We start from the raw sequence: 23,176 nt of genomic DNA, 5'->3' as shown, positions 1-23,176 counted from the left end.
TAGTCTTCCTTTGTTTATTCGGCAGCGGTTTTCGTGTCGGATTTCGGCTTGGTTTTCGGCTTGGCCACGGCTTTGCGCAGGGGACGGTTACGTTTGCCTGCAACCTCGGCCAGCGCCTCGGGGGTGAAAACCCGTAGTCCCAGATCAGCGCGGTAGCCATGAATTTCGTTCACATCCAGCGCCCGCATGAACGCCAGAATTTCGCGGCTGATCACCTGCCCGGGCACCAGGATCGGAAAGCCGGGCGGATAGGGAATGATGAAACTGGCGGATACGACCTCTTGGCCGTCCTCCAGCGCGTTATACAGCGTGCCATCCAGGTCCATGTAATCACAGGACTGTTCGTCATAGGCCAGATAATAGGCCGAACGAATGTCACCTTCGGGCGATTCCAGATCATCCCGAAATGCATCGTGGAAACGGCTGAAATCAGGCAACGGCGGATAGTTCAGCGTCAGATTGGCGACACGACGCTCGAACCCCAGTTTTTCCATCTTGGATGCATCGTCCAGCAGATCGTCCAGTGATTTGGCGATCTCGACCAGCACTTCAATCAGATAAGCAACCGAGCTGCGCGTCGTGCCGATGTTCGTCATGAACAACACAGAATTGCGCGAGGTCTTGTTGATCTGAATGCCGTATTTATCCATCAGGATCTTGGTCTTGAAAGTGTCCCCGTCCCAGCCGGTGCCGCCGACGGCCAGCGTCACGCGGGTGGCGTCCAGCACGAATTCATCGTTCTGCCAGGCATCCAGTATATCGACCCAACCGCGATCGGGGTCGTAATACATCTCTGTTCCGCTTTCACGGTAATCCTCGGGGATCATGTCCGCGACGGTCAGCACCTTGAAGTATTTCATCAACAGCGGATGCGTGGAAATCGCGCGGCGCATCGCCATCGCAGCCTCCAGCTGGCGCTGCACGAATTCGAAACCTTCCAGTTCGACCTGACGCCGGCCCACGTCCAGCGACGCGATGATCTGATAGTTGGGCGAGGTCGAGGTATGGGTCATGTAGGCCTCGTGAAAGGCCTGCTCGACTTCGCCTTTGAAATCACTGTCATTGACGTGGATCATCGACCCCTGCCGCAGGGATGTCAGCGTCTTGTGCGTCGATTGCGTCGTATAGACCCGCACGCGGGCCTGCGGTGACGCGACCAGCCGCGTGTTCAGGAGATCCTCGTCCGTGGCATCGGCCAGCAGTTCCTGCTGTGCCGCATAGGCCTGTGCGTGGGCGTCGGTCTTGAACCTTGCGCGCATCTTGTTTGCCGCACGCATGCCCGTCCGCTTGCGGTAAGTCGGATTGAACCGGGCAAAGGCGAACCACGCCTCGTCCCACAGGAAAATTAGGTCCGGCTTGATCGCCAGACATTCTTCCATCACGCGTTCCACGTTGTAGACAATGCCGTCGAACGTGCAGTTGGTCAGCAGCAGCATCCGCACGCGGTCCAGCTTGCCCACGGCCTTAAGTTCCAGCAGCTGCTTCTTGATCTCGCGCAGCGGCACGGCACCGTACATCGAGTATTCGTTCAGCGGATAGCTATCGAGATAGCAGACCTGCGCCCCCGCCAGCACCAGACCGTAGTGATGCGATTTGTGGCAATCACGGTCCACCAGCACGATATCGTCGGGCTTGATCAGCGCCTGCACGACGATCTTGTTGCAGGTCGAGGTGCCGTTGGTGGCAAAAAACGTCTGCTTCGATCCAAAGGCACGCGCGGCCAGTTCCTGTGCCTCCTTGATCGTGCCGTTGGGTTCCAGCAGGCTATCTAGCCCGCCCGACGTGGCAGAGGTTTCGGCAAGAAAGATATTCGGTCCGTAAAACGCACCCATGTCCTGAATCCAGTGAGAACGGGTGATGGATTTGCCCCGGCTGATCGGCATGGCATGAAACACGCCCGTCGGCTGTTTGGAATATTCGGTCAGCGCCGTGAAAAAGGGCGTCCGATAACGTGCCTGCACACCACGCAGAATGTTCAGGTGCAGTTCGACAAAATCCTCTTGGTTATAGAAAACCCGGCGGCAGTTACCCAGATCGGTGCCCGCCACGGCCTCGACCGACCGTTCGGTGACCAGATAGGCGTCCAGTTCCGGGCGGATGTCGTCCAGCAGACGGCAGAGCGCTGGACCGAAATCCTCTGGTTCCAGATCGTCCAGATGGTCGATATTGGCGATCCCCTGAAGGAACCGGCCAAGGATCGGATGATCCTGACGCGACCGCAGCGTGACGCCGGGGCGCACGACCACGGCCTGGATGTTATGATTGAACAGCGCGGCGATCAGCGCGTCCTCGACAGACGGGACGACCACGGCCTCGTAGATGAACGAATCCTCATGGCGGCGCATCGAATGGACGTTCGATTTCAGCCACCGCTCCTGCTGATCATTAACCTCGTCGACGATCAGTACCTCGAAATAAGGCTTGGTCATCGCGCGCATCTCGGGGCTCAGCAGCGCCTCGTCGTCGTGTTCCTCGCGGTCGTCCGCCTCGGCCTGATCGAGCGGAATGTGACGGCGACGATAGGCACCGGTGGTCAGCGCGCGCGCCACCCGGTGCACCGCGAATGCCAGTTCGGCAAAGCTGTTGTGACTGAACTGGCGGCGCATGTAATCGAAATCCTGCATGCCAGGAAAGGCCCAGTAGGCCTCGATCTCGGCCAGTTGTTCGAACAATTCGTCAGCGCGACTGCGCAGTGTCGGGGAAATCTTGGCCGGTGCCTCGCGGGCCAGTTGGGCTGTGACATCCCGTAGCGCACTCCAGCGGTCTGACCGCAGCTGAGTGGCGGAATAATACTCTGTCACAGAATTCATCGGTCTGTCCTCGTCTCTTTGTGGCGGGACGCCGGAAATGGCGCTGCCGGCGCACCGGCAGCGCAGAAGGCGCTACTGGCCCTTTACACCATGGTGCAGCAACGGCCCGCCTGCAACACCTAGCGCCGGCCCATCAAGTTCAAGGGGCACATCGGCCTCGCTGACCGGATCGACGTGCAGACCCGCACGTGTACCTTGATGCGGAATTTCCAGCGGTCCCAACGTCTTGAGGAACTCGTCCCGACCCGATGCGCGGTCATAGACGTCAAAATCCACGTCCCGATCCCGGAAGGATTTGAGAACCTGACCAAGACCCTTCATCCCGGTTTCGCGCTGGCGCCGTACCATGTCGAAATCAACCTCGATCGGGAACATGTCCTCTTGGCCACCCGACTGGTGCAGGACCATCGACGTCGGATCGACAAAGCAGGATTTGCCGATCCCGCCGGACCCCAGGCCGTTCACGTCAACGACGTAGCACTGGAACTGCGCCGCCGTGGCGCGGGCGATGGCCAGCTCGGCGTCGCGGTCGGTGGTGCCGGTCAGCACAGGGTGCAACAGAACCTCGACGCCTTGGGACGTCAGCTGGCGCGTGGTCTCCGGGAACCACATGTCATAGCAGATCGACAGGCCGAAACGGCCCACTTCTGGTACGTCGAAAACGCAGAATTCCGTGCCCGCGGAAATGCCCGCCTCGTAGGGGCGGAATGGAAACATCTTGGCGTATTGGCGGATCACATTGCCATCGGGGTCGATGACGAATGACGTGTTCAGGATACGGCCATCCTCGTGTCGGATGAACATCGAACCGGGGATCAGCCAGACCCGATGCTTGCGCGCGGCCTCGCAGAACCGCTTGATCGTGTCATTTTCCAGCGGCTGGGCGAATTTGTCCAACGGGCCAAAAGGCGAGAGTTCGGAAAACAGGACCATCTGGGTCCAGGGAAAGCGCGCCATCAGCACATCGAGGCGCTGAATCATGCCTTCTACGTTCGGTTGCAGGGCTTGGACGTACATTTGCACGCCCGCGATTGCGAAAGGTGTCATGTCTATTCTCTTTGGAGACGCGGAATGCGTTCAGCCCTGTCCATACAGGGGCAACGCGGAAACTTAAACCGGATAGCCAAAAACAAGGGGCGGATCACGCCGATCCGCCCCTGTCCGTCCTGTCAAATGGCGTTTTTGGTCAGGCCTGCTGTTCGGCCACAGCCGCCTGAAGCGCCTCTTCAAAGATCGCCAGACCCTCTTCGATGATCGCATCGGATGCCGTCAGCGGGGTCATGATGCGCAAGGCGTTGCCGTGCAGACCGCAGGACAGCAGCACCAGACCGCGTTTCAGCGCATGGGCGACGACGCGTTTCGTCAGGTCCGCATCTGGGGTTGCCGTGGCAAAATCAGTGACGAATTCAACGGCGACCATCCCGCCCAGACCACGGATGTCCCACATCCGGTAGGGGGCAGAGCGTGCGCCGATTTCGGCGAAACGGGTTTTGAAATGTTCGCCCATCACGGTCGAACGATCCAGCAGGCCTTCTTCTTCGATCACGTCGATGGCGGCCAGCGCCGCCGCACATGCAACCGGGTTGCCGCCATAGGTGCCCCCCAGACCGCCGGGGATCATCGCATCCATCACCTCGGCCCGGCCGATGACGCCTGCAATCGGATAACCACCGGCCAGCGATTTCGCCACGGTGATCAGATCCGGCACGACACCGGAATGTTCGATGGCGAACCATTTGCCGGTACGGCCAAAGCCGGCCTGGATTTCATCCGCAATCAGCATGATGCCATGCTGGTCGCACAAGGCGCGCAGCGCCTGCATCATATCGGACGGGACCGGCACGTAACCACCCTCGCCCAGCACGGGTTCGATGATGATACAGGCGATCCGTTCCGGCTGCGCATCAGTCAGCATCAGGTTGCGCAGGCCGGTCAGCGCGTCCTGCACCGTGATCCCGTCACGTGCGCTGGGGAACGGCGCGCGGTAGATATCGGACGGGAACGGGCCCACGTCCTTTTTGTAGGGGCTGATCTTGCCGGTCATGCCCAGCGTCAGCAGCGTGCGTCCGTGATAGCCACCGGTGAATGCGATGACGCCCGGGCGCCCTGTAGCGGCACGCGCGATTTTCACCGCGTTCTCGACAGCCTCGGCACCCGTGGTGACCAACAGCGTCTTTTTTGCGTGATCGCCGGGGGCCAGCGCGTTCAGGCGCTCGGCCAGTTCCACATAGGGCGCATAGGGCATCACCTGGAACGAGGTGTGGGTATACAGATCCTCTTGAGCTTTGGCGGCCGCAACCACGCGGGGGTGGCGGTGGCCGGTGTTCAAAACGGCGATCCCACCGACGAAATCGATATAGCGGTTGCCCTCGACGTCCCAGACCTCGGCGTTTTCGGCGTAGCTTGCGAAAACCGGCGCTGCGGATGCGACACCGCGCGGCACGGCCGCCTCGCGCCGTTTCAGCAGCTCTGCGTTGGAATGCGCCTCGAACGGCATATCACGCACGACCTTCAGATCGGTGCGGGGTTCCGTCTGTTTCACGGCGGACTTCTTGGGTGCTTTCGTCATCGTCTTTTTCTGTGCCATGCGACGGTCCTTTCGCGGGCTGGAGGGGGGCTGCGTTGAATATCAGTGACACCCGTTTAATATACTTGTCAACGGATATTCCCGGCGCACGAACACCCTTGTTTTCAGGGGTCGTTTGCAGGCATTGAGATGTCGGAAACAGAAGGATTTCGCATCAATGGACATCGGTGAGAGGCTGCGCCAGTTGCGCGAGAAACACGGCCTGTCGCAACGCGAACTGGCCGCACGGGCCGGACTGACGAACGGGACCATTTCACTGATCGAAAAGAATCGTACCTCACCGTCGGTGGCATCTCTGAAATCGCTTCTGGATGCCTTTCCGGTGTCGATGGGCGACTTTTTCGCCCCGCTCGAAGACGGCAGCCCGCCGCGTCATTTCTACACCGCTGACCAATTTACCGAAATCGCGCCGCAAGACGACACCCCCGGCCCGCATGTGTCACTGCGCCAGTTGGGTCGGGCCGCGGAACATGCCCTGCAAATCCTGCACGAAACCTATCCCCCCGGTGCCGATACCGGACCCGAGGCCCTGCAGCACAACGGAGAAGAAGCAGGCATTGTCGTGCATGGCGAAATTGAGGTGACGGTCGACGGAGAGACGCAAATCCTGCGCACAGGCGACGGCTATCTGTTCGATAGCCGCCTGCCCCACCGGTTCCGCAACCTGTCTGACGCGGATTGCGTCGTGATCAGCGCCTGCACACCACCGACGTTCTAGTCGCAGATGCGCACCTGCGGATCCAGCCGGGCATAGTCCCGCGCCCGGATTGTATACAGATCGTCATTGGGCACATATTGCCATTCGCGCAGGAAACGTTCCTTGATCCCGCCGCGCAGATATTTGGCGATCTGTTCGTTGCCGACGAAACCACGGTTCACATCAGCACTGTGAAACCCGATTTTCAGATGCGGCCCAAGGCAGGCATTGGGCAGCGTGGTAAAGATCACACAAGACGAATTGCAGTACCAACGGATTTCGACGGGTCCGCCCCATTGGCGCAGCATCTCGCGGTCAGCCTCGGCGCTGATGATCTGCCCGCCGCCGTCGCCTTCGATCACATAGGTGCGGTTGCCCTGCGGTTTCGGTCTGCGATCGGTACACAGCCCTGCCCCGCACAGCAGCGATGTCAGGCCGCCGGATGACTGCGCCTGACGCGTGCCACCCGTGCGCGGCGTGGGGGCGGCCTCTGGGGTGGTGGCGACCTGCGCGTTCAGCGCGGCCACATCCTCGGGGCTACAGGCCGCAAAGGCCAGACCGGCGACGGCAATGCCAGCGCCCAACAGCGCGCGACGAAAATGCTTGGTGATGGAACGGGAACGGGACATGGGCGTGACCTGCGGTTGGGAATCGGGGCGGCTGCGCGCCGCCCCCTGACATTACTCTGCCATATCCCAAGCGACGGTGTATTCCGATAGCACCGCTGCGATATCGTCTTTGGACGCGGATTTCGTCGCGATATGCGCGACCAGACCCAGCTTCTTGTCCTCGGTCACCGATTCCACATGCGCGGCGATGCCCTTGTCAGACAGGGCTGCGTCGAACACACGGGTGATCGCCCGCTTGCGCAGGTCCGGCTTGAAAATCTTGCCGACCGCCGTCTTGGGCAGCTCGTCCAAGATCTCGAGGTGCTTGGGATAGGCCGCACGTTCGTGGATCTTCGATTTGGCATAGTCCAGCAATTCGGCCTCGGTGACCGATGCGCCCGCGACCAGTTCAACGTAGGCGCAGGGAATTTCGCCCGCGTGGCTGTCAGGCTGGCCGATGGCCCCGCAGAATGCCACGGCGTCGTGCCCGGCAAGCGCCTCTTCGATTTCGGCCGGATCGATGTTGTGGCCACCACGGATGATCAGGTCCTTGGCCCGGCCCGTGATCCAGACATAGCCATCGGAATCGACGCGGCCCAGATCGCCCGTCCGCAGGTATTCGTTCTGATCGGTCTCACCGGCGTAGAACAGGTTCTTGTTCTTGTCCGCCTCGGTGTAGGTATGACCGCTAAACACGCCTGGGTTGGACACGCAGATTTCGCCGATCTCGTCGATGGCGCATTCCTCGTGGGTCTCGACGGACATGATCTTGATCTTGGTATGCGGGAAGGGAATCCCGATGGACCCGACCTTTTTCTCGCCGGCGGGTGGGTTGATCGACACAAGGCAAGTGGCCTCTGTCAGGCCGTAGCCCTCGCAGATGGTGATGCCTGCGGCCTCTTCAAAGCGGCGATACAGTTCCAGTGGCAGCGGTGCCGACCCGCAGAATGCCAGTTTCAGACTGGAAATATCGGCGTCCACCTTGCGCTGCATCAGCGCCGACATCGCAGTGGGCACGGTGATCATGAACGTCACTTTGTAACGTTCGACCAGTTTCCAGAAGTTGTCGAATACGCCATCACCCCGGTAGCCCTGCGGCGTCGGGAACACGACATGCGCGCCGGATCCCAGTGATGCGCCCAGTGACACAATGGCCGCAAAGACGTGGAACATCGGCAAAGGACAAATCTGCACGTCCTTTTCCGTGAACAACAGGCGCGCACCCAACCAGGCATTGTAGATGATGCCGGAATAGCGGTGCTGCGCGACCTTTGGCATGCCGGTCGTGCCACCGGTGTGGAAATAAGCCGCCACACGGTCTGTGGGGCTGTCCATGAACTGCAATTCGGTCGACTGCTGCGACACCGATTTGTCAAAGGGGATCACCTTGGCCTTGTGTTCCACGGGGTTTTTGGGACGGATCAGCGGCACGATCAGTTTCCTTGCACCGGTCAGATACCTGTGCAGATCGACCTCGACCACGTGCTTGACGTTGGGGGCCAGTGCGACGGCAGCCGCCGCCTTTTGGGCGACGTCGGTTTTGGGGAAACTCCGCAGCGTCACCAGCACCTTTGCGTTCGTCTCGCGCAGGATCGCCGCGATCTGTTCGGCCTCCAGCAGCGGGTTCAGCGGGTTGACGATGCCTGCAACCTGACCGCCCAGATAGGTCAGCACAGCCTCAGAACAGTTGGGCAGCATATAGGCGACCACGTCGCCTTCCTTGATGCCAAGGCTGCGGAACAGATTCGCAGTCTGTGTCGTGCGATCCTTGAGCTGCGACCAGGTAAAGGTCTCTGCCGGATCCTTGGGGCCTGAGAACAGCTGGAACGTGACCGCCGGACGGTCCGGAAATTTTGCCGCCGTGGCAGATAGCTGCGCATAGGTGGTGACCGGCATGTCCCGATCAGCCCAAGCGGATTCCTGTTCAATCGCATTGCGGTCGGCGAAGCCGGCGTATCCCATGATGTCCCTCCCAAGACGTGTGCGACCCTTAGGTGGATCGTCATTTGGCTGGTCAGGACGATGGACGCGATTGGGGGGGCAACGCAAGACTGACGCAGCGCAATTTCGCTATTCCGCAGCCAAACCTTCGGTGAATTGCAGCCGCGCAAGTCGCGCATAAAGCCCGTTTTCAGCCACAAGACTGTCATGGGTGCCCGTGGCCACGATTCGTCCGCCGTCAAACACCACGATGCGGTCCGCCTTTTTCACGGTCGCCAAGCGATGCGCGACAATCAGCGTGGTACGACTGCGGGCCAGATCATCGACGGCCTGTTGCACCAGACGCTCGCTTTGTGCGTCCAGCGCGCTGGTTGCCTCGTCCAGCAGCAGGATCGGTGCGTCGCGCAGGATCGCGCGGGCGATTGCGATGCGTTGCTTCTGGCCGCCCGACAGCATGACGCCGCGTTCCCCGACATAGGAATCGTAGCCCTCTGGCAAGGCCGTCAGGAAATCATGCGCCGCCGCGGCTCGCGCGGCCTCTTCGACCTCGGCGTCGGTCGCACCGGGTCTGCCAAACCGAATGTTCTCACGCGCCGTATCGGCAAAGATCACAGGGTCCTGCGGCACCAGCGCCACCTGTGCCCGAAAATCGGCCCGGTCCATGTCGCGCAGATCGACACCGTCCATCGTGATGCGGCCCGTGGTGGGGTCATAGAACCGCTGGATCAGCTGAATGATCGTCGTCTTGCCCGCACCTGACGGGCCGACCAGAGCAACAGTTTCGCCCGGTGCCACGTCCAGCGACACCCCGTCCAGCGCGGCCACGCTAGGCCTGCCCGGATAGCGGAACGTGACATTGTCAAAAACAATATGCCCGGTGCGCAGGTTGCCCACGGGTTTGGGATCGACCGGGTCTTGCACCGCGTCGCGCGATTCCAGCAGCTCGACCAGCCGTTCCGTAGCCCCCGCCGCGCGTTGCAATTCGCCCCAGATTTCCGTCAGTGCGCCTACGGCACCAGCCACCATGACCGAATAGATCACGAACTGGACCAGTTCGCCCACGGTCATCACCTCGGTGCGCACATCGCGCGCACCCATCCACAACACGCCCACGATCCCGGCGAAGATCAGGAAAATCACGATGGCTGTCATCCAGGCCCGCACACCGATGCGGCGGCGCGCGGCGACGAATGATTTCTCCGTCACATCCCAGAACGCCTGACGGCTGCGTTTCTCGTGGGTGAACGCCTGCACGGTCTGCACGGACAACAACGCCTCGGACGCGGACCCAGAGCTTTGGGCGATCCAATCCTGGTTTTCGCGGCTGAGTGCACGCAAACGTCGGCCCAGCAGAACGATGGGCACGATCACGGCCGGCACCAGCAGCAGGACCATGCCCGTCAGCTTGGCCGAGGTGAACATCATCAGGATCAGACCGCCAAAGAAGATTAACACGTTGCGCAAGGCGACAGAGACGGATGACCCGATGACCGACAGGATCAGAGTGGTATCTGTCGTGATCCGGCTCAGGACTTCGCCGGTCATGATTTTCTCGAAAAACGCGGGCGACATGCCGATCATGCGGTCGAACACGGCAACACGGATATCGGCCACGACCCGTTCACCCAGACGCGTCACCAGATAATAGCGCAGCGCGGTTCCCACAGCGAGCAACAGCGCGATGCCCAGCGCCGCCGCAAAATATCCATCCAGCAGAACGGCAGACGACACATCGAAATTGTCGACAACGCGGCGCACGGCCAACGGCAGGATCAGTGACACGATGGCGGTCAGCACCAATGCCGCACCCGCCAGTCCCATCATCAAACGGTAGGGCCACAGAAACGGCAACAACTGCCGCAGCGCGCCCATGTTCTTGGACTTTTCGCGCTCGGTGTCGCTGGATTTAGGGTGATCGGCCATGATGTTCGTCCTTTTGTCCGTGCGGACATAAAAGGCGGGACCGCCGGACACAAGCGCGCGAGGCCGCGACCTAAGGTGCATTTCCCTGAAGCAAAGGAGTGGAGCGGGCGACGGGAATCGAACCCGTGTCATCAGCTTGGAAGGCTGAGGTCTTACCATTACACAACGCCCGCGCTGTGTCCTTGCCGTCTCTATATCGCGCGATTTCGGGTCAGTGCAAGCCCGACAGACGCCTTAAAATCGCCCGATTGGCCCGATAGCGGAACACCAACGCCCGGACCTCGACCGGAACAAAGCGAAGTAGGAATAAAATGCGGCAGGCTTTTCTCTTGATGATCTGTGTTCTGGGTTTCGGCCCTGGCATGGCGCAGGCGCAGGCGGCAAATCAGGCCTGCGATATCAATGACGAGGTGTTCCGAATCGAACCTGACGGGATTTTCCCGCCTGAAATCTATTACGAGGAACTGACAACGCCGTGGGATTCGACCCAGGTCGATATCTGTTTTTTCAATCATTCCGACAGGAATGTGCACCTGCGCTATCAAAACGATTCCGGTCAAAAGGTGTATACCCCGCTCATCAATGACGGGGCACAATCGCCGATCCTGCTGGACAAGGGACCGTCTGAAATTCGCGCGGTCAATCTGATCACCCGGACCTATATCGACCGCTATGCCTGCGGGACGCAGCAGGTCAGGGTCTGTCTTTTCCTGGGTTACTTTTGCCGTTGGGAAACCCGCACCGTCTATTGCGAAGAGCAACGGACGGAGATCGAAGAACAGATCGTCACAGAGATCGATCCCGGAACGCTGATCGAAGGGCTCCCCACCCTGACCTATTGATCGACCGGCAGGATGAGGTCCGGGCCAGTGGCCCGGTTGCTGTTGACCGCCACCCCCACTCGCGTGAACCGCAGCGCATCATCAGCGCAGGGTTTCATCAGCGTGGCGGCACCGTGGCCGGCCTCACCCAGCCAAAGCGGCCAATCCGCAGGTGACAGGATCACCGGCAGCCGGTGATGGATCGGGGCCATTGCATCATTTGCCGTGCAGGTCACAACGGCACAGGTGGTCAGTTGCGTATCACCCCGGTCCCAGTCCTGCCAAACCCCTGCAAAAACCATCGGCCCGCCGTCACTGCGCGTAATGTACCAAGGTCGCGGTTTTGCCCCATCCTCGCGCTGCCATTCGTAAAAACCCGACGCCACGATCAGACAACGACGGACCCGCGCGGCCTGACGAAAGGCGGGTTTGTCAGCGATGGTTTCGGACCGCGCGTTGATCAGCAATGGGCCGCCGCCGGGTTTATCGTACCAGTGTGGAATGAACCCCCAGCGCATCGGGCGCAGCCGCCGCGTGCCTGCGTCACTGGTCACCGTGTGCACATCGACTGTCGGGCAGACGTTGTAGTTGGGCACGGGCGGCAGGTCGTTCGATGCCACGGCGTCAAACACCTGTATCATTGCCTCTTGGGGCAGTGTGATCGCCATACGTCCGCACATGATCCCAACCTAATCATCCCCACCAAAAACAGAAAGGGCGCAGCGGTTTCCCGCAGCGCCCCCAATCCTGAACAGCAATCCGACAGGATCAGTTCATCGTGATGCGACCGTCGGTGTAAGGCGTATAAGGCCCGTTTTCGGCGATATATTCGGCAACGACATCGGCCAGATCCGGGCCAAAGTCATAGGCGTTCTGCGCGTCCTCGAACATCGCATAGCCGTCACCGCCGTTGCGCACGTAGTTGTTGCTGACCACGCCGTAGGTGGCGGCAGGATCAATCGGCTCTCCGCCGACCATCACGTCGGAAATCCGGTTGCCCGCCTCTGCCGATGTGGTCACGGTAAAGGTCATGCCAGCGACCTGCGGGAAACGACCTGCACCGTCCGCAATTGCGCTGACACCGTTTTCGAGGGCGTCCAGCATTGCCTGACCAGTCACCTCAAAGGTCGACAGGGTGTTCTGGAACGGCAGCACCGTCAGAACCTCTCCTTGCGTCACCTCGCCCGCATCAATGCTGGCACGGATACCGCCTGCGTTGGCAATCGCGATCTGGATGCCCTGATCAGCGACCCGGTCCAGCATTGCATCCGCCACCAGATTGCCGCCCGAACATTCCATCGCACGGCAGACATCGCGGTTGCCCTCGACCACGTCGGTCGTCTCGCCGATGACCTTTTGGCGGATTTCCTCCAGCGGGCCGGCCAGTTCCCTGACGCGCGCCACGGTGGCCTCGTCTTCGGCAACAGAGGCGTCCAGCAGTTTCGGCGCGCCCGACATCGCGGTGATTTCGCCCGCATCGTCAAACGTCACGTCGATTTCGCCCAGATACTTGCCATAGGCATAGGCCTGAAAGATCGGCACGTCATTGGTCATCGTCGGATAGCTGCCCTCGGCGCCTTCCATGTCACCCAGCAGCGTATGCGAATGGCCGCCGATGATCATGTCCACGCCGGTCAGCTCCTCGGCCAGGCGCATGTCCGCGTTCAGGCCGACATGTGTCAGCAGGATGATCTTGTTCACACCGGCGTCCGTCAGCGCGTCGATTTCAGACTGCGCACCGTCCACGATGGATGAAAAGATTACCTGATCGCCGGGCGACGAGGTTTCCGGCGTATCCTCGGCCAGCACCGAAACAACGCCGACCTGAGCGCCGCTTGCGGTGTCGAGCGTCACGCTTTTCGCGACCTTGCCGGCCAGCAGATTGCTCTGGCTGACGTCGATGTTGGCCGACAGAACGGGAAAATCGACCATGTCGAGGAACGTGGCCAGCCCCTCGGGGCCGTTGTCGAATTCGTGGTTGCCGACCGCCATGGCGTCATAGTCAAGCTGCGTCATGAATTCAGCGGCAAGCTCTCCACCGTAGCGCGTGAAAAACAGCGACCCCTGAAACTGATCGCCTGCATCCAGCAGCAGCACGTCGCCCGCCGCTGCCGCGCGCGCATCGTTGATCGCAGTGACCATCCGCGCGATACCGCCAAAGCATTCGCCTGCCGCGTTGTCCTCGGCCGAACAGGTGCTGTCGAATGCGCTGATCGGCTCGAACCGATCGTGAAAGTCGTTGGTGTGCAGAATCGTCAGGCTGGTTTCGGCCTGTGCCGCGCCAGCGACAAGCGCAACAGCGCAGGTGGTGCCTAGGATACGAGAGATCATCGGTTTCCCCAATTTGGATATGTCTGACAAAAGTCTGACCCCCGAAATTGACGGTGTCAAACTTTTGCGCGGGGCCTGTGCTAATCGGCGCCTACGTCAGTTTGATGACAGGCGCGCTTGATTATTCCGCAGGCAAACGGCAAAGAAAGCCCATGTTGATCTACAAGATATTCCATGCGCCCGAATGGGCCGCACTTCAGGCTGACGGGTCCACGGCAGGCGCGCCAATCGATCTGGCAGATGGCTACATCCATTTTTCGACAGGCAGACAGGCACGCGAAACCGCGCTGAAACATTTTGCCGATGCATCCGATCTGGTGCTGGTCGCGGTCGAGGCGGATCCTCTGGGCGAACATCTGCGGTGGGAACCATCGCGCGGTGGCGACGATTTTCCGCATCTCTACCGGCCGCTGCTGCTGACGGATGTTGCCTGGCACAAACCACTGCCGCTGGTGGACGGTCTGCACCAGTTCCCCGACGATCTATGAATCTGTTGGAACAGGCCGGACTGCGGATGCTGCGGTCGATTGATCCCGAACGCGCGCACGGTCTGGCGCTGAATGCACTGCAACTGGGACTGGGTCCGCGCGGCGGACCGATTACATCCGACAGGCTGCGTATCAATCTGGCCGGGCTTGATCTGCCTAACCCGGTGGGCCTCGCTGCCGGATTTGACAAGAACGCGACCGCGATCGCGCCGCTGTCGCGCAGCGGTTTCGGTTTCATCGAGGTGGGGGCCGCCACGCCGCGCGCCCAGCCGGGCAACCCCCGGCCCCGCCTGTTCCGGCTGACGCAGGATGGTGCCGCAATCAACCGGTTCGGCTTCAACAACGACGGCATGGATGCCATCGCTGATCGGCTGGCCGGTCACGCGGGTATCGTCGGGTTGAATCTGGGCGCAAACAAGGATTCGGACGACCGCGCGGGCGATTTCGCGCGCGTGCTGACCCGCTGTGCCGCGCATGTCGCATTTGCGACGGTCAACGTGTCGTCGCCCAATACGGAAAAACTGCGCGATTTGCAGGGCAAGGCAGCGCTTGGCGCGCTGCTGGACGGGGTGATGACGGCCAATGCCGCCCTGCCCCGGCCCATTCCGGTGTTTTTGAAAATCGCGCCGGACCTGAATCCTGCCGAGATTGCAGATGTAGCAGAGGTCGCGAATGCATCGGGGATCGCAGGGCTGATTGCGACCAACACGACGTTGGATCGTGACGGGCTACACGGTCCGCATGCGCATGAAAAAGGTGGGCTGTCCGGCCAACCCTTGTTCGAAAAATCGACCCGCGTGCTGGCGCATTTGTCCGGCCTGACGCCTCTGCCGATCATCGGTGTCGGTGGCGTCGGATCGGCGCAACAGGCGTATCAGAAAATCCGCGCCGGGGCATCCGCTGTGCAGTTGTACACCGCGCTGGTCTATGGCGGGCTATCGCTGGTGGGTGACATTGTGCGCGGGCTAGACGATCTGCTGGCGCGCGACGGTTTCGAAAACGTGGCGCAGGCCGTGGGCACAGGTCGTTCGGACTGGACCTGACCTAAGGACCGGGTCACGCAGGCCCCGGTCCACAAGTATTGAGACAAAAATCAGTTCACACAGCGCCCGTTTCGGGGACTTAGATTGGCGTCCGGGGTTTCACCCGCCTTGGAGGCGAAACCCCGGACCTTAGCAATATGCCGCTAAAGCCCCTTGGCGCGGTAGCTGGCCGCGACCTTGCGGATCGACACCAGATAGGCCGCGGTGCGCAGATCCTCGACATCGTCGTTTTCGTTCCAGACCTTGCTCATGGCCTGATAGGCCGTGCGCATCGTGTCATCGAGGCCAGAGCGCACCAGTTCGATCTCATCGGCACCGCGCAGGTATTTCTCCTTGAAATCAGGTGTCATGGACCAGCGATGTTCCAGCATGTCGTCCAGACGCTCCAACTCGTCGACCAGCAGCTGGTGACGCGCCTCTTCGGCCCGGCGCTGCATCCGGCCGAACCGGATATGCGACAGGTTCTTGACCCATTCGAAATAGCTGACCGTCACACCGCCCGCGTTGGCATACATGTCGGGGATGATCACGCAGCCTTTCTTGCGCAGGATTTCGTCAGCGCCCGACGTCGTGGGACCGTTGGCCGCCTCGATGATCAGCGGTGCCTTGATTCGGTCGGCGTTGGTCATGTTGATAACCCCCTCAAGTGCCGCGGGAATCAGGATGTCGCAGTCATGCTCCAGCAGCTTTGCGCCCTGGGGTTCAAAGGTTGCCGCCGCATAACCGGTCAGCCCGCCGTTTTCCACGATATGGGCGCGGACATCCTCGACGTTCAGACCGTTCTCGTCGAACAGCGACCCGTCATGTTCGATGATGCCTGTGATCTTGCAGCCGTCCTCTTCGGACAGAAACTTGGCCGCGTGATAGCCCACGTTGCCAAGGCCCTGCACGATCACACGCTTGCCATCCAGCTTGCCGCTTAGGTTCGCCTTGGCCACATCCCCCGGATGGCGAAAGAATTCGCGCAGCGCGAATTGCACACCGCGGCCAGTTGCCTCGGTCCGGCCCTGAATACCGCCTGCGTTCGTCGGTTTGCCCGTCACACAGGCCGCACCGTTGATGTCGGTAGTGTTCATGCGTTTGTACTGGTCCGCGATCCAAGCCATTTCGCGTTCGCCCGTGCCCATGTCGGGGGCGGGCACGTTCTGGGCCGGGTTGATCAGGTCACGCTTGATCAGCTCATAGGCGAACCGCCGCGTGATCAGTTCCAGCTCGTGCTCTTCCCAATCGCGCGGATTGATGCACAGACCGCCCTTGGACCCGCCGAACGGCGCATCGACCAGCGCGCATTTGTACGTCATCAGCGCCGCCAGCGCCTCGACCTCGTCCTGGTGCACGGCCAGCGCATAGCGGATGCCGCCCTTGACCGGCTCCATATGTTCGGAATGGACGGCCCGGTAGCCGGTAAAGGTGTGGATCTTGCCACGCAGACGCACACCGAAACGCACGACGTAGGTCGCGTTGCAGACCCTGATCTTCTCTTCCAGTCCGGGGCTGAGATCCAACAGGCCCACGGCGCGGTTGAACATGATGTCCACGGATTCGCGAAAGGTCGGTTCCTGCGGGGCATCCTGGGGTGATGTATCGGGTTGAGTCATCTCTGGTTCCTTAGGTGTGGGGCGACCAGGCCGGCTCGCCCAAGCGATTGCTATACTGATTCGTGCCTGATGCCCAATTTGTTTGCAAATCGTGAACAACGGCCGTGCCGGCCATGAACACGCCCTAATTCCGTCACAGCAGTTTAGTTAAACAACCGACGGGAGACGTGCGTCCTGCGACGCCCGGCAACCGATTATGGTGAACTGACACAAGAGTTTCGCGTTATGAAATGGCTGACACATCAGATCGGAATGGCCGCTGCGGCGCTACGGCTGCGCCGCTTCGCACGCGACGAGAACGGCACGATCATCATGCTGACGCTCATACTCTTGATTCCGATGATCATCGTCGGCGGGATCGCCGTGGATTTCATGCGCTTCGAGGCGAAACGCGCGCGATTGCAGGGCATCACGGATACAGCCGTGCTGGCCTCTGCGAACCTGCGCCAGCCAACCGATGCCAAAACCCTGATCACCGATCATTTCACCAAGGCTGGTGAAGCTGCCGCACTCAAGGGCGAACCGGTCATCGTGACCGGTCGCAACGTGCGTGAGGTGACAGTCCAAAGCTATGTACAGGTGCGGATGCATTTCCTGAGCATGTTCATGCCATGGATCGGTCAGATGAACGGGCCGGACTACCTGACCGCCAATTCCCAATCCACCGCGATCCAAGGGTCCGGCAAGATTGAGGTGTCACTCGTGCTCGACCTGTCGGGTTCGATGGAATTCGGGGTTCCGGGGACCACGTTCAAACGCATGGAACTGGTGACCGACGCAGCAGAGGATTTCATCGATCAGCTGTTGGACCCCGCGCTTCAGGATCGTGTTTCCATTTCGATCATCCCCTATTCGGACAGCGTGAACGCTGGCCCGGAAATCCTGGACGCGCTTGATATCGACCCTGTCACGCAACACGGATTTTCGCACTGCATCGAATTTGATCCGGCAGAATACGCGACCACTGTCTTTGATGACGACAGAACCTACCGCCAGACACAGCCCGTGATGACGAACTCCTTTGGCAACGTGTTCGGGCGCGACGTGAACAATCCTGCGGTGACACAGCCCATTTGCCCGCGTTATGATTTCGAACGCATGGTCATCCTGAGCCAGAACGCTGACCTGCTGAAGGGCCGCCTGGCGTCATTGGAACCGCGCGCAGGTACGGCCATCCACGAGGGCATGAAATGGGCGACGACGCTGCTTGACCCGTCGTTCAACGAAGTTGTAAAGGAACTGCCAAACGGTTTTGTCGACGGTGTTTTTCGCGACCGGCCCAGCCCCTATACCCTTGTGGCCGGGGCAAATACCTCGCCCACGCTGAAATATATCGTTCTGCTGACCGATGGACAGAACTCTGCGTCCTGTCGCTTGAACGATGAATTCATCGACACGCCCAGCGAAATGCTGTTCTGGGCGAACAACAACATGCCGTTCGTCGGCAACAATCGCTTTGGTCGCTTTGGGATTGGCTGTTCGACCACCGACACCAACATTGTCTATGAACATGACGGTGCACAGGCGGATACCTGGCTGTCCAGCACCTGCACCGCTGCCAAGAACAGGGGGATCAAGGTCTATACAATTTCGGTGACAGGCAATGATACCTCGCAAGAGGCGATCGACGGCCGGACCGTGATGCGCAATTGCGCCAATGATCCATCGCAGTTCTTTGCGACCACCGGCTCGAACCTGGGGTCCATTTTCTCGGCGATCGCCGATCAGATCACAGAGCTGAGGTTGACCCAATGATCTCGCGCATCCTGAAGTTGACGCAGCGTCTTGGTGCACGACTGTCACCGGAAAGCGGCTCTGCCAGCATTCCGTTCCTTCTTGTCGCACCCGCCTTCTTTTTCATCTTCGTCAACGCATTCGAAATTCAGGTGCATTCCGTACGTCAGGTGATGGTGGACCGCGCGTTGGATTTGGCCGTGCGTGATGTCCGTGTCGGTTATCTGAAAGTACCGACGCACGACGATCTGACGGCGCGGCTATGCTACTATGCCAAGGTCATCGAAAATTGCGAACGCGACATCAGGCTCGAGATGATCAAGGTTGATCCGCGCAACTGGGTCACACCGGCTGTCAGCGCACCCTGCCGCGACCGCGAAGAAGAGGCGACCGATTTCCCGATTGGTTCGCTGGAAAACAACGACCTGATGATCCTGCGGGTCTGCATCCTGTTCGATCCGACGTTCAACTATGCGGGTGTCGGCCGCAAGATCGTAGAACCGGGCAAGGAATATTACGCCCTGCGTGCGGCGAGTTCCTATGTCGTGGAGCCTTATCAATGATCCGTCCTGGACGCGCGCTCCGCCGCCTTTTTCAGCGCGAGGACGGCAACGCCCCGATCGAGCTGCTGTTCATGTCGCCACTCTTGCTGTGGGGGCTGTTCGGAACACTGGTCTATTTCGATGCGTTCCGGGTCGAGGCGACCAGCATCAAGACGGGCCTGACCATTGCGGATACCCTGAGCCGCGAACGGGCGCTCGTGAACGATGCCTACATCGATTCGATGTACGAACTGCAAAAGTTCATGAACCTGCACGACAGGTCGCCGGGCTTGCGTGTGACCGTCGTCCGCTATCATACAAAGGATGATCTGACCGGCTTTCTGGATGCAACGCCGCACTATCACGTCGTCTGGTCAGAGGTCCGCGGCACGGACCGGGCACCGCTGACGGATCAGGATATGTCCAGCCTAGTGAATGACCTGCCGATCACCAACGATGGCGGTCGCCTGATCATCGTGGAAACATGGACGACCCATGCCCCCGCCCTGAAGGCCCTGCCGGTCACCACGATACCGACATTCACCTTTGCAGCACCGCGCGATGTGAACGTCTGTTTCAACAACGACCCAGCCAACCCTCTGACCGATTTGTGCTGACCTGATGTTCCGGCCTCAGGCTGCGACCGATTTGCGCACCAACGCGCAATAGATCGTTTCGATTTCACGCAGCGTCAGGCGGCCGGCGGGGTCATACCAATTGGTGATTCCCGTCAGTTGGGCAATCAGGGCCAATGTCGTGATGCGCGTATCATCCACGACGAATGAGCCGTCGGCGACGCCGTCGCGCAGGATCATTTCCAGCCTGTCCTCATAGGCACGGCGTTTGGCCGCAATGCGGCCGAAATTCTCTGGCGCAAGGTTGCGCAGTTCCATGTAGGACAGAAACACGGCATCCCGACGGGGCAGATGGAACCGGATATGAAACCGCGTAAACCCCTCGAGGCGTTGCAGCGGCGTACCGCTCAGCCGTGCCTGCGCCGCCGCCTCCATGACCTCTGACATATGACTGTCCAGCAGTTCGAACAGCAACGACTGCTTATCAGGGATATAGTTGTACAGCGCCCCGGCCTGCACGCCGACCTCGCCCGCGATCTGACGCATCGACACAGCTGCAAACCCGTGCTGCGCGATCAGACGCAGCGCCGCGTCGCGCACCCGCGGCCCGGTGGTATCCGCATAAGAGCCTTGTTTGCGTGCCATGGGCGCATTTAAAGGTACCCGGTAAGGCTTGAAAAGCTGTTTCGTCGCAGGACCAGGCGGCCTAGTGTGATCCGACAAACATATGGACAGCCGATGCGCGCCTTCTTGATCCTTGGTCTTTTGACACTGACGGCCTGCACGCAGCCGCCCGCAATGGTCGGCCCGATCACGCCGCAGGCAGCCGCCGCACCCTTTCCGCAATTGCAGCCGCTGGCCCCGTTGCTGGCGCAGGCGCAGGCCCCCGGTCGGGTCAATGCGCAAACCGCAGCCGATCTGGGCAGTGACGCCGACAGGCTGCGCAGACGGGCTGCCGCCCTGCGCGGTCCGGTCGTAGCACCGGATACACGCGCCCGGATGCAGCGCAGCATCCGCTAAGCCGCGTTGCGGTGGCAGCGCGATTTCGCTAACAGGCTGACGAATATCTCATCAACGACCGGAGCCCGCCATGACTGACCCACTTCGCCTTGGAATTGCGGGCCTTGGCACCGTCGGCGCGGGGATCGTCAAGATCGTTCAGACCCATGCCGACCTGCTGGCCGCACGCGCAGGCCGACCGGTCGTCATCAGCGCCGTCTCCGCCCGGTCCAAGGAAAAGGATCGCGGTGTCGACCTGTCCGACTACGCTTGGGAAAACGATCCCGTGGCATTGGCCTACCGGTCCGATGTCGACGTGGTGATCGAGGTCATGGGCGGTCATGACGGCCCCGCCAAGGACACCACAGAAGCCGCCATCGCAGGTGGCAAGGACGTGGTCAGCGCCAACAAGGCTTTGCTGGCGATCCACGGGCAGGCCCTGGCCGTGGCGGCCGAGGCCGCGGGCCGCGTCATCCGGTTCGAGGCCGCGGTCGCAGGCGGCATCCCGGTGGTCAAGACCCTGACCGAGGGTCTTGCCGGCAACGCCATCACCCGGATCATGGGTGTCATGAACGGCAGCTGCAATTACATCCTGACCCGGATGGAAGACGCGGGCCTGACCTATCAGGAGGTCTTCGATGAAGCCAATGCACTGGGCTACCTCGAGGCCGACCCCAACCTTGACGTGGGCGGTGTGGATGCGGGGCACAAACTGGCGCTGCTGTCATCCATCGCATTCGGCACACAGGTCGATTTCGACGGCGTCGCGCTGGAAGGCATCGGGTCCGTGACCATCGAAGACATCCGCCAAGCCGCCGATATGGGCTACAAGATCAAGCTGCTGGGGGTGGCCCAACTGACGGGCCGCGGGCTGGAACAGCGCATGTCGCCTTGCCTGGTGCCCGATACTTCGCCACTTGGACAACTTTCGGGCGGCACCAACATGGTCGTCCTCGAAGGCGATGCCGTAGGCCAGATCGTGATGCGCGGTGCGGGTGCGGGCGAAGGCCCCACCGCCAGCGCCATCATGGGCGACGTCATGGACATTGCACGCGGGTCGCGCCTGTCCACCTTTGGCCAGCCCGCCAGCACGCTGCGCAAGGCACGCGCCGCACAGGCAGCGGTCCCGGCTCCCTATTACCTGCGCCTGCAACTGCTGGACAAACCCGGCGCATTGGCCAAGGTCGCGACGATCCTTGGCGACGCGGGCGTCAGCATCGACCGAATGCGCCAGTATGATCACGCCGACACCGCAGCGCCTGTGCTGATCGTCACGCACAAGACGACGCGCACAGCCCTGGACGAGGCGATGGCCCGCTTTGACAGCACGGGCGTGCTGACCCAGAACCCTGTCGCGATCCGCATCGAAACAGTCTGACGGCGAGGATCGTCGGCGATTGTTAGCGTTCACGGTCTTGCTGATGTCATGTTGCACGGGCTAGGTCGCGCCCGCACAACACAGGAAGATCCGATGACCGATGCTGCGACCTTTGACGACCGAATGCTGTCCCTTGCGCTGGCCCGCGTATCAGAGGCCGCCGCGATCGCCTGTCATTCCCTGATCGGACGGGGCGACGAAAAGGCAGCGGATCAGGCCGCGGTCGATGCAATGCGCTGCGAACTCAACCGTCTTGCCATCGCCGGCACCGTCGTCATCGGCGAAGGCGAACGCGATGAGGCCCCCATGCTCTACATCGGAGAGGACGTCGGCACCGGTGCCGGTCCTGCCGTCGATATCGCGCTTGATCCACTGGAAGGGACCACGCTGACCGCCAAGGACATGGCCAATGCGCTGGCTGTCATTGCCATGGGGCCGCGCGGGTCGATGCTGCATGCGCCCGATGTCTACATGGACAAACTGGCCGTGGGTCCGGGCTATGCCGCCGGTGTCGTGACACTGGACATGGACCCGGCCACGCGGGTCAAGGCACTGGCCAAGGCCAAGGGCTGCAAGCCTGCGGAAATCACCGTCTGCGTGCTGGAACGCCCCCGGCACGAGGATATGATTCAGGCGATCCGGTCCACGGGGGCTGCCATCCGACTGATCACCGATGGCGATGTGGCTGGCGTGATGCATTGCGCGGACAGCACCCGCACGGGAATCGACATGTACATGGGATCGGGCGGCGCACCCGAGGGTGTGCTGGCGGCAGCGGCACTCAAATGCCTTGGCGGGCAGATCATGGGCCGTCTAATGTTCCGCAACGACGACGAACGCGGCCGCGCCACCAAGGCCGGAATCACCGATTTCGACCGTGTCTACGACCGTGACGACATGGTGACTGACGATGTAATCTTTGCCGCGACGGGTGTCACCGACGGCAGCCTGCTGGCAGGCGTACGCCGCGAGGGAAATTTCGTATCGGTCGAGACCCTGTTGATGCGGTCGCGCAGCGGATCGATCCGGCAAATGCGCTATCGTCGCCCGGTCAGCTAGGGTAGGACGTCCCTGCCCGGCCCCCCGGCCGGATGACCAGAT

Annotated in this window: 20 protein-coding genes and 1 tRNA gene; 10 read left to right on the top strand and 11 right to left on the bottom strand. The window is 61.0% G+C overall.

The window, feature by feature from the left end:
* Positions 1–14 precede the first annotated feature (14 nt).
* From LGQ03_RS11120 to gabT, 3 genes are all read right to left on the bottom strand, one after another.
* Positions 15–2,810: an aminotransferase class I/II-fold pyridoxal phosphate-dependent enzyme gene (locus LGQ03_RS11120; protein ID WP_226748446.1), complete on the bottom strand. Its 2,796-nt coding sequence runs from the start codon at positions 2,808–2,810 to the stop codon at positions 15–17.
* Positions 2,811–2,882: 72 nt separating this feature from the next.
* Complete coding sequence (locus tag LGQ03_RS11115) at positions 2,883–3,857, bottom strand: carbon-nitrogen hydrolase family protein (protein WP_083484232.1); 975 nt, start codon at positions 3,855–3,857, stop codon at positions 2,883–2,885.
* 139 nt (positions 3,858–3,996) lie between these two features.
* Positions 3,997–5,307, bottom strand: a complete 1,311-nt coding sequence (gene gabT, locus LGQ03_RS11110; protein ID WP_226748477.1) for a 4-aminobutyrate--2-oxoglutarate transaminase — start codon at positions 5,305–5,307, stop codon at positions 3,997–3,999.
* A gap of 247 nt (positions 5,308–5,554) precedes the next feature.
* On the opposite strand from gabT, the gene LGQ03_RS11105 reads away from it, so the two are divergent.
* Positions 5,555–6,115: a cupin domain-containing protein gene (locus LGQ03_RS11105; RefSeq protein WP_226748445.1), complete on the top strand. Its 561-nt coding sequence runs from the start codon at positions 5,555–5,557 to the stop codon at positions 6,113–6,115.
* Here LGQ03_RS11105 and LGQ03_RS11100 read toward each other — a convergent pair.
* The 4 genes from LGQ03_RS11100 to LGQ03_RS11085 all read right to left on the bottom strand — a co-directional run bounded on the left by LGQ03_RS11100 (position 6,112) and on the right by LGQ03_RS11085 (position 10,739).
* Positions 6,112–6,723 carry a hypothetical protein gene (locus tag LGQ03_RS11100; protein ID WP_090158898.1) on the bottom strand — a complete coding sequence of 204 codons (612 nt, stop codon included), beginning with the start codon at positions 6,721–6,723 and terminating at the stop codon, positions 6,112–6,114. The two genes, LGQ03_RS11105 and LGQ03_RS11100, sit on opposite strands and share 4 nt — an antisense overlap.
* 51 nt (positions 6,724–6,774) lie before the next feature.
* Positions 6,775–8,664 carry an acyl-CoA synthetase gene (locus LGQ03_RS11095; protein WP_226748444.1) on the bottom strand — a complete coding sequence of 630 codons (1,890 nt, stop codon included), beginning with the start codon at positions 8,662–8,664 and terminating at the stop codon, positions 6,775–6,777.
* 108 nt (positions 8,665–8,772) lie between these two features.
* The gene (locus LGQ03_RS11090) at positions 8,773–10,566 is read right to left on the bottom strand and encodes an ABC transporter transmembrane domain-containing protein (RefSeq protein WP_226748443.1); all 1,794 of its coding nucleotides are present in this window, start codon (positions 10,564–10,566) and stop codon (positions 8,773–8,775) included.
* A 99-nt stretch (positions 10,567–10,665) separates the two neighbouring features.
* A tRNA-Gly gene (locus LGQ03_RS11085) sits at positions 10,666–10,739 on the bottom strand.
* 138 nt (positions 10,740–10,877) lie between these two features.
* Here LGQ03_RS11085 and LGQ03_RS11080 point away from each other — a divergent pair.
* Positions 10,878–11,408 carry a hypothetical protein gene (locus tag LGQ03_RS11080; protein ID WP_226748442.1) on the top strand — a complete coding sequence of 177 codons (531 nt, stop codon included), beginning with the start codon at positions 10,878–10,880 and terminating at the stop codon, positions 11,406–11,408.
* On the opposite strand, the gene LGQ03_RS11075 is transcribed toward LGQ03_RS11080, so the two are convergent.
* Together LGQ03_RS11075 and LGQ03_RS11070 are read right to left on the bottom strand one after the other, a co-directional pair.
* A complete protein-coding gene (locus LGQ03_RS11075) occupies positions 11,402–12,067 on the bottom strand; it encodes an SOS response-associated peptidase (protein WP_226748441.1) in 666 nt (221 codons plus the stop codon). The genes LGQ03_RS11080 and LGQ03_RS11075 overlap by 7 nt on opposite strands.
* A gap of 88 nt (positions 12,068–12,155) precedes the next feature.
* Positions 12,156–13,718: a bifunctional metallophosphatase/5'-nucleotidase gene (locus tag LGQ03_RS11070; RefSeq protein ID WP_226748440.1), complete on the bottom strand. Its 1,563-nt coding sequence runs from the start codon at positions 13,716–13,718 to the stop codon at positions 12,156–12,158.
* 152 nt (positions 13,719–13,870) lie between these two features.
* On the opposite strand from LGQ03_RS11070, the gene LGQ03_RS11065 reads away from it, so the two are divergent.
* A complete protein-coding gene (locus LGQ03_RS11065; RefSeq protein ID WP_226748439.1) occupies positions 13,871–14,206 on the top strand; it encodes a DUF952 domain-containing protein in 336 nt (111 codons plus the stop codon).
* Positions 14,203–15,249 (top strand): quinone-dependent dihydroorotate dehydrogenase, encoded by a 1,047-nt coding sequence (locus LGQ03_RS11060; protein ID WP_226748438.1) that lies wholly within the window; start codon positions 14,203–14,205, stop codon positions 15,247–15,249. The genes LGQ03_RS11065 and LGQ03_RS11060 overlap by 4 nt, the downstream gene beginning before the upstream one ends.
* Positions 15,250–15,392: 143 nt before the next feature.
* On the opposite strand, the gene LGQ03_RS11055 is transcribed toward LGQ03_RS11060, so the two are convergent.
* Positions 15,393–16,847, bottom strand: coding sequence for a Glu/Leu/Phe/Val family dehydrogenase (locus tag LGQ03_RS11055; protein ID WP_226748437.1), 1,455 nt, complete (start codon positions 16,845–16,847; stop codon positions 15,393–15,395).
* 225 nt (positions 16,848–17,072) lie between these two features.
* On the opposite strand from LGQ03_RS11055, the gene LGQ03_RS11050 reads away from it, so the two are divergent.
* The 3 genes from LGQ03_RS11050 to LGQ03_RS11040 are packed head-to-tail and all read left to right on the top strand — an operon-like array spanning position 17,073 to position 19,740.
* Complete coding sequence (locus tag LGQ03_RS11050; RefSeq protein ID WP_226748436.1) at positions 17,073–18,602, top strand: TadE/TadG family type IV pilus assembly protein; 1,530 nt, start codon at positions 17,073–17,075, stop codon at positions 18,600–18,602.
* Positions 18,599–19,144: a TadE/TadG family type IV pilus assembly protein gene (locus LGQ03_RS11045; RefSeq protein WP_226748435.1), complete on the top strand. Its 546-nt coding sequence runs from the start codon at positions 18,599–18,601 to the stop codon at positions 19,142–19,144. Before LGQ03_RS11050 ends, LGQ03_RS11045 begins: the two co-directional genes overlap by 4 nt.
* A complete protein-coding gene (locus LGQ03_RS11040; protein ID WP_090158909.1) occupies positions 19,141–19,740 on the top strand; it encodes a TadE/TadG family type IV pilus assembly protein in 600 nt (199 codons plus the stop codon). Before LGQ03_RS11045 ends, LGQ03_RS11040 begins: the two co-directional genes overlap by 4 nt.
* A 15-nt stretch (positions 19,741–19,755) precedes the next feature.
* Here LGQ03_RS11040 and LGQ03_RS11035 read toward each other — a convergent pair whose 3' ends face one another.
* On the bottom strand, positions 19,756–20,343 hold the full coding sequence (locus LGQ03_RS11035; RefSeq protein ID WP_226748434.1) for a TetR/AcrR family transcriptional regulator: 588 nt from the start codon (positions 20,341–20,343) through the stop codon (positions 19,756–19,758).
* A 93-nt stretch (positions 20,344–20,436) separates the two neighbouring features.
* On the opposite strand from LGQ03_RS11035, the gene LGQ03_RS11030 reads away from it, so the two are divergent.
* The 3 genes from LGQ03_RS11030 to glpX all read left to right on the top strand — a co-directional run bounded on the left by LGQ03_RS11030 (position 20,437) and on the right by glpX (position 23,134).
* On the top strand, positions 20,437–20,718 hold the full coding sequence (locus LGQ03_RS11030; protein ID WP_226748433.1) for a hypothetical protein: 282 nt from the start codon (positions 20,437–20,439) through the stop codon (positions 20,716–20,718).
* 70 nt (positions 20,719–20,788) lie between these two features.
* Complete coding sequence (locus LGQ03_RS11025; RefSeq protein ID WP_226748432.1) at positions 20,789–22,075, top strand: homoserine dehydrogenase; 1,287 nt, start codon at positions 20,789–20,791, stop codon at positions 22,073–22,075.
* A 93-nt stretch (positions 22,076–22,168) separates the two neighbouring features.
* Positions 22,169–23,134 carry a class II fructose-bisphosphatase gene (gene glpX, locus LGQ03_RS11020; protein WP_226748431.1) on the top strand — a complete coding sequence of 322 codons (966 nt, stop codon included), beginning with the start codon at positions 22,169–22,171 and terminating at the stop codon, positions 23,132–23,134.
* The last annotated feature ends 42 nt before the right edge of the window (positions 23,135–23,176 follow it).

Source organism: Loktanella gaetbuli, assembly GCF_020531945.1.
GTDB classification, from domain to species: domain Bacteria; phylum Pseudomonadota; class Alphaproteobacteria; order Rhodobacterales; family Rhodobacteraceae; genus Loktanella; species Loktanella gaetbuli.
Note: the sequence above shows the minus strand (reverse complement) of the source record. Positions and strands in the feature narration are given on the sequence as shown.

Bases quoted from the DNA above. Each gene is read 5' to 3' on its own strand.
- LGQ03_RS11120 (WP_226748446.1), bottom strand. From the start codon at position 2,810: ATGAATTCTGTGACAGAGTATTATTCCGCCACTCAGCTGCGGTCAGAC.
- LGQ03_RS11115 (WP_083484232.1), bottom strand. From the start codon at position 3,857: ATGACACCTTTCGCAATCGCGGGCGTGCAAATGTACGTCCAAGCCCTG.
- gabT (WP_226748477.1), bottom strand. From the start codon at position 5,307: ATGCCGTTCGAGGCGCATTCCAACGCAGAGCTGCTGAAACGGCGCGAG.
- LGQ03_RS11105 (WP_226748445.1), top strand. From the start codon at position 5,555: ATGGACATCGGTGAGAGGCTGCGCCAGTTGCGCGAGAAACACGGCCTG.
- LGQ03_RS11100 (WP_090158898.1), bottom strand. From the start codon at position 6,723: ATGTCCCGTTCCCGTTCCATCACCAAGCATTTTCGTCGCGCGCTGTTG.
- LGQ03_RS11095 (WP_226748444.1), bottom strand. From the start codon at position 8,664: ATGGGATACGCCGGCTTCGCCGACCGCAATGCGATTGAACAGGAATCC.
- LGQ03_RS11090 (WP_226748443.1), bottom strand. From the start codon at position 10,566: ATGGCCGATCACCCTAAATCCAGCGACACCGAGCGCGAAAAGTCCAAG.
- LGQ03_RS11080 (WP_226748442.1), top strand. From the start codon at position 10,878: ATGCGGCAGGCTTTTCTCTTGATGATCTGTGTTCTGGGTTTCGGCCCT.
- LGQ03_RS11075 (WP_226748441.1), bottom strand. From the start codon at position 12,067: ATGTGCGGACGTATGGCGATCACACTGCCCCAAGAGGCAATGATACAG.
- LGQ03_RS11070 (WP_226748440.1), bottom strand. From the start codon at position 13,718: ATGATCTCTCGTATCCTAGGCACCACCTGCGCTGTTGCGCTTGTCGCT.
- LGQ03_RS11065 (WP_226748439.1), top strand. From the start codon at position 13,871: ATGTTGATCTACAAGATATTCCATGCGCCCGAATGGGCCGCACTTCAG.
- LGQ03_RS11060 (WP_226748438.1), top strand. From the start codon at position 14,203: ATGAATCTGTTGGAACAGGCCGGACTGCGGATGCTGCGGTCGATTGAT.
- LGQ03_RS11055 (WP_226748437.1), bottom strand. From the start codon at position 16,847: ATGACTCAACCCGATACATCACCCCAGGATGCCCCGCAGGAACCGACC.
- LGQ03_RS11050 (WP_226748436.1), top strand. From the start codon at position 17,073: ATGAAATGGCTGACACATCAGATCGGAATGGCCGCTGCGGCGCTACGG.
- LGQ03_RS11045 (WP_226748435.1), top strand. From the start codon at position 18,599: ATGATCTCGCGCATCCTGAAGTTGACGCAGCGTCTTGGTGCACGACTG.
- LGQ03_RS11040 (WP_090158909.1), top strand. From the start codon at position 19,141: ATGATCCGTCCTGGACGCGCGCTCCGCCGCCTTTTTCAGCGCGAGGAC.
- LGQ03_RS11035 (WP_226748434.1), bottom strand. From the start codon at position 20,343: ATGGCACGCAAACAAGGCTCTTATGCGGATACCACCGGGCCGCGGGTG.
- LGQ03_RS11030 (WP_226748433.1), top strand. From the start codon at position 20,437: ATGCGCGCCTTCTTGATCCTTGGTCTTTTGACACTGACGGCCTGCACG.
- LGQ03_RS11025 (WP_226748432.1), top strand. From the start codon at position 20,789: ATGACTGACCCACTTCGCCTTGGAATTGCGGGCCTTGGCACCGTCGGC.
- glpX (WP_226748431.1), top strand. From the start codon at position 22,169: ATGACCGATGCTGCGACCTTTGACGACCGAATGCTGTCCCTTGCGCTG.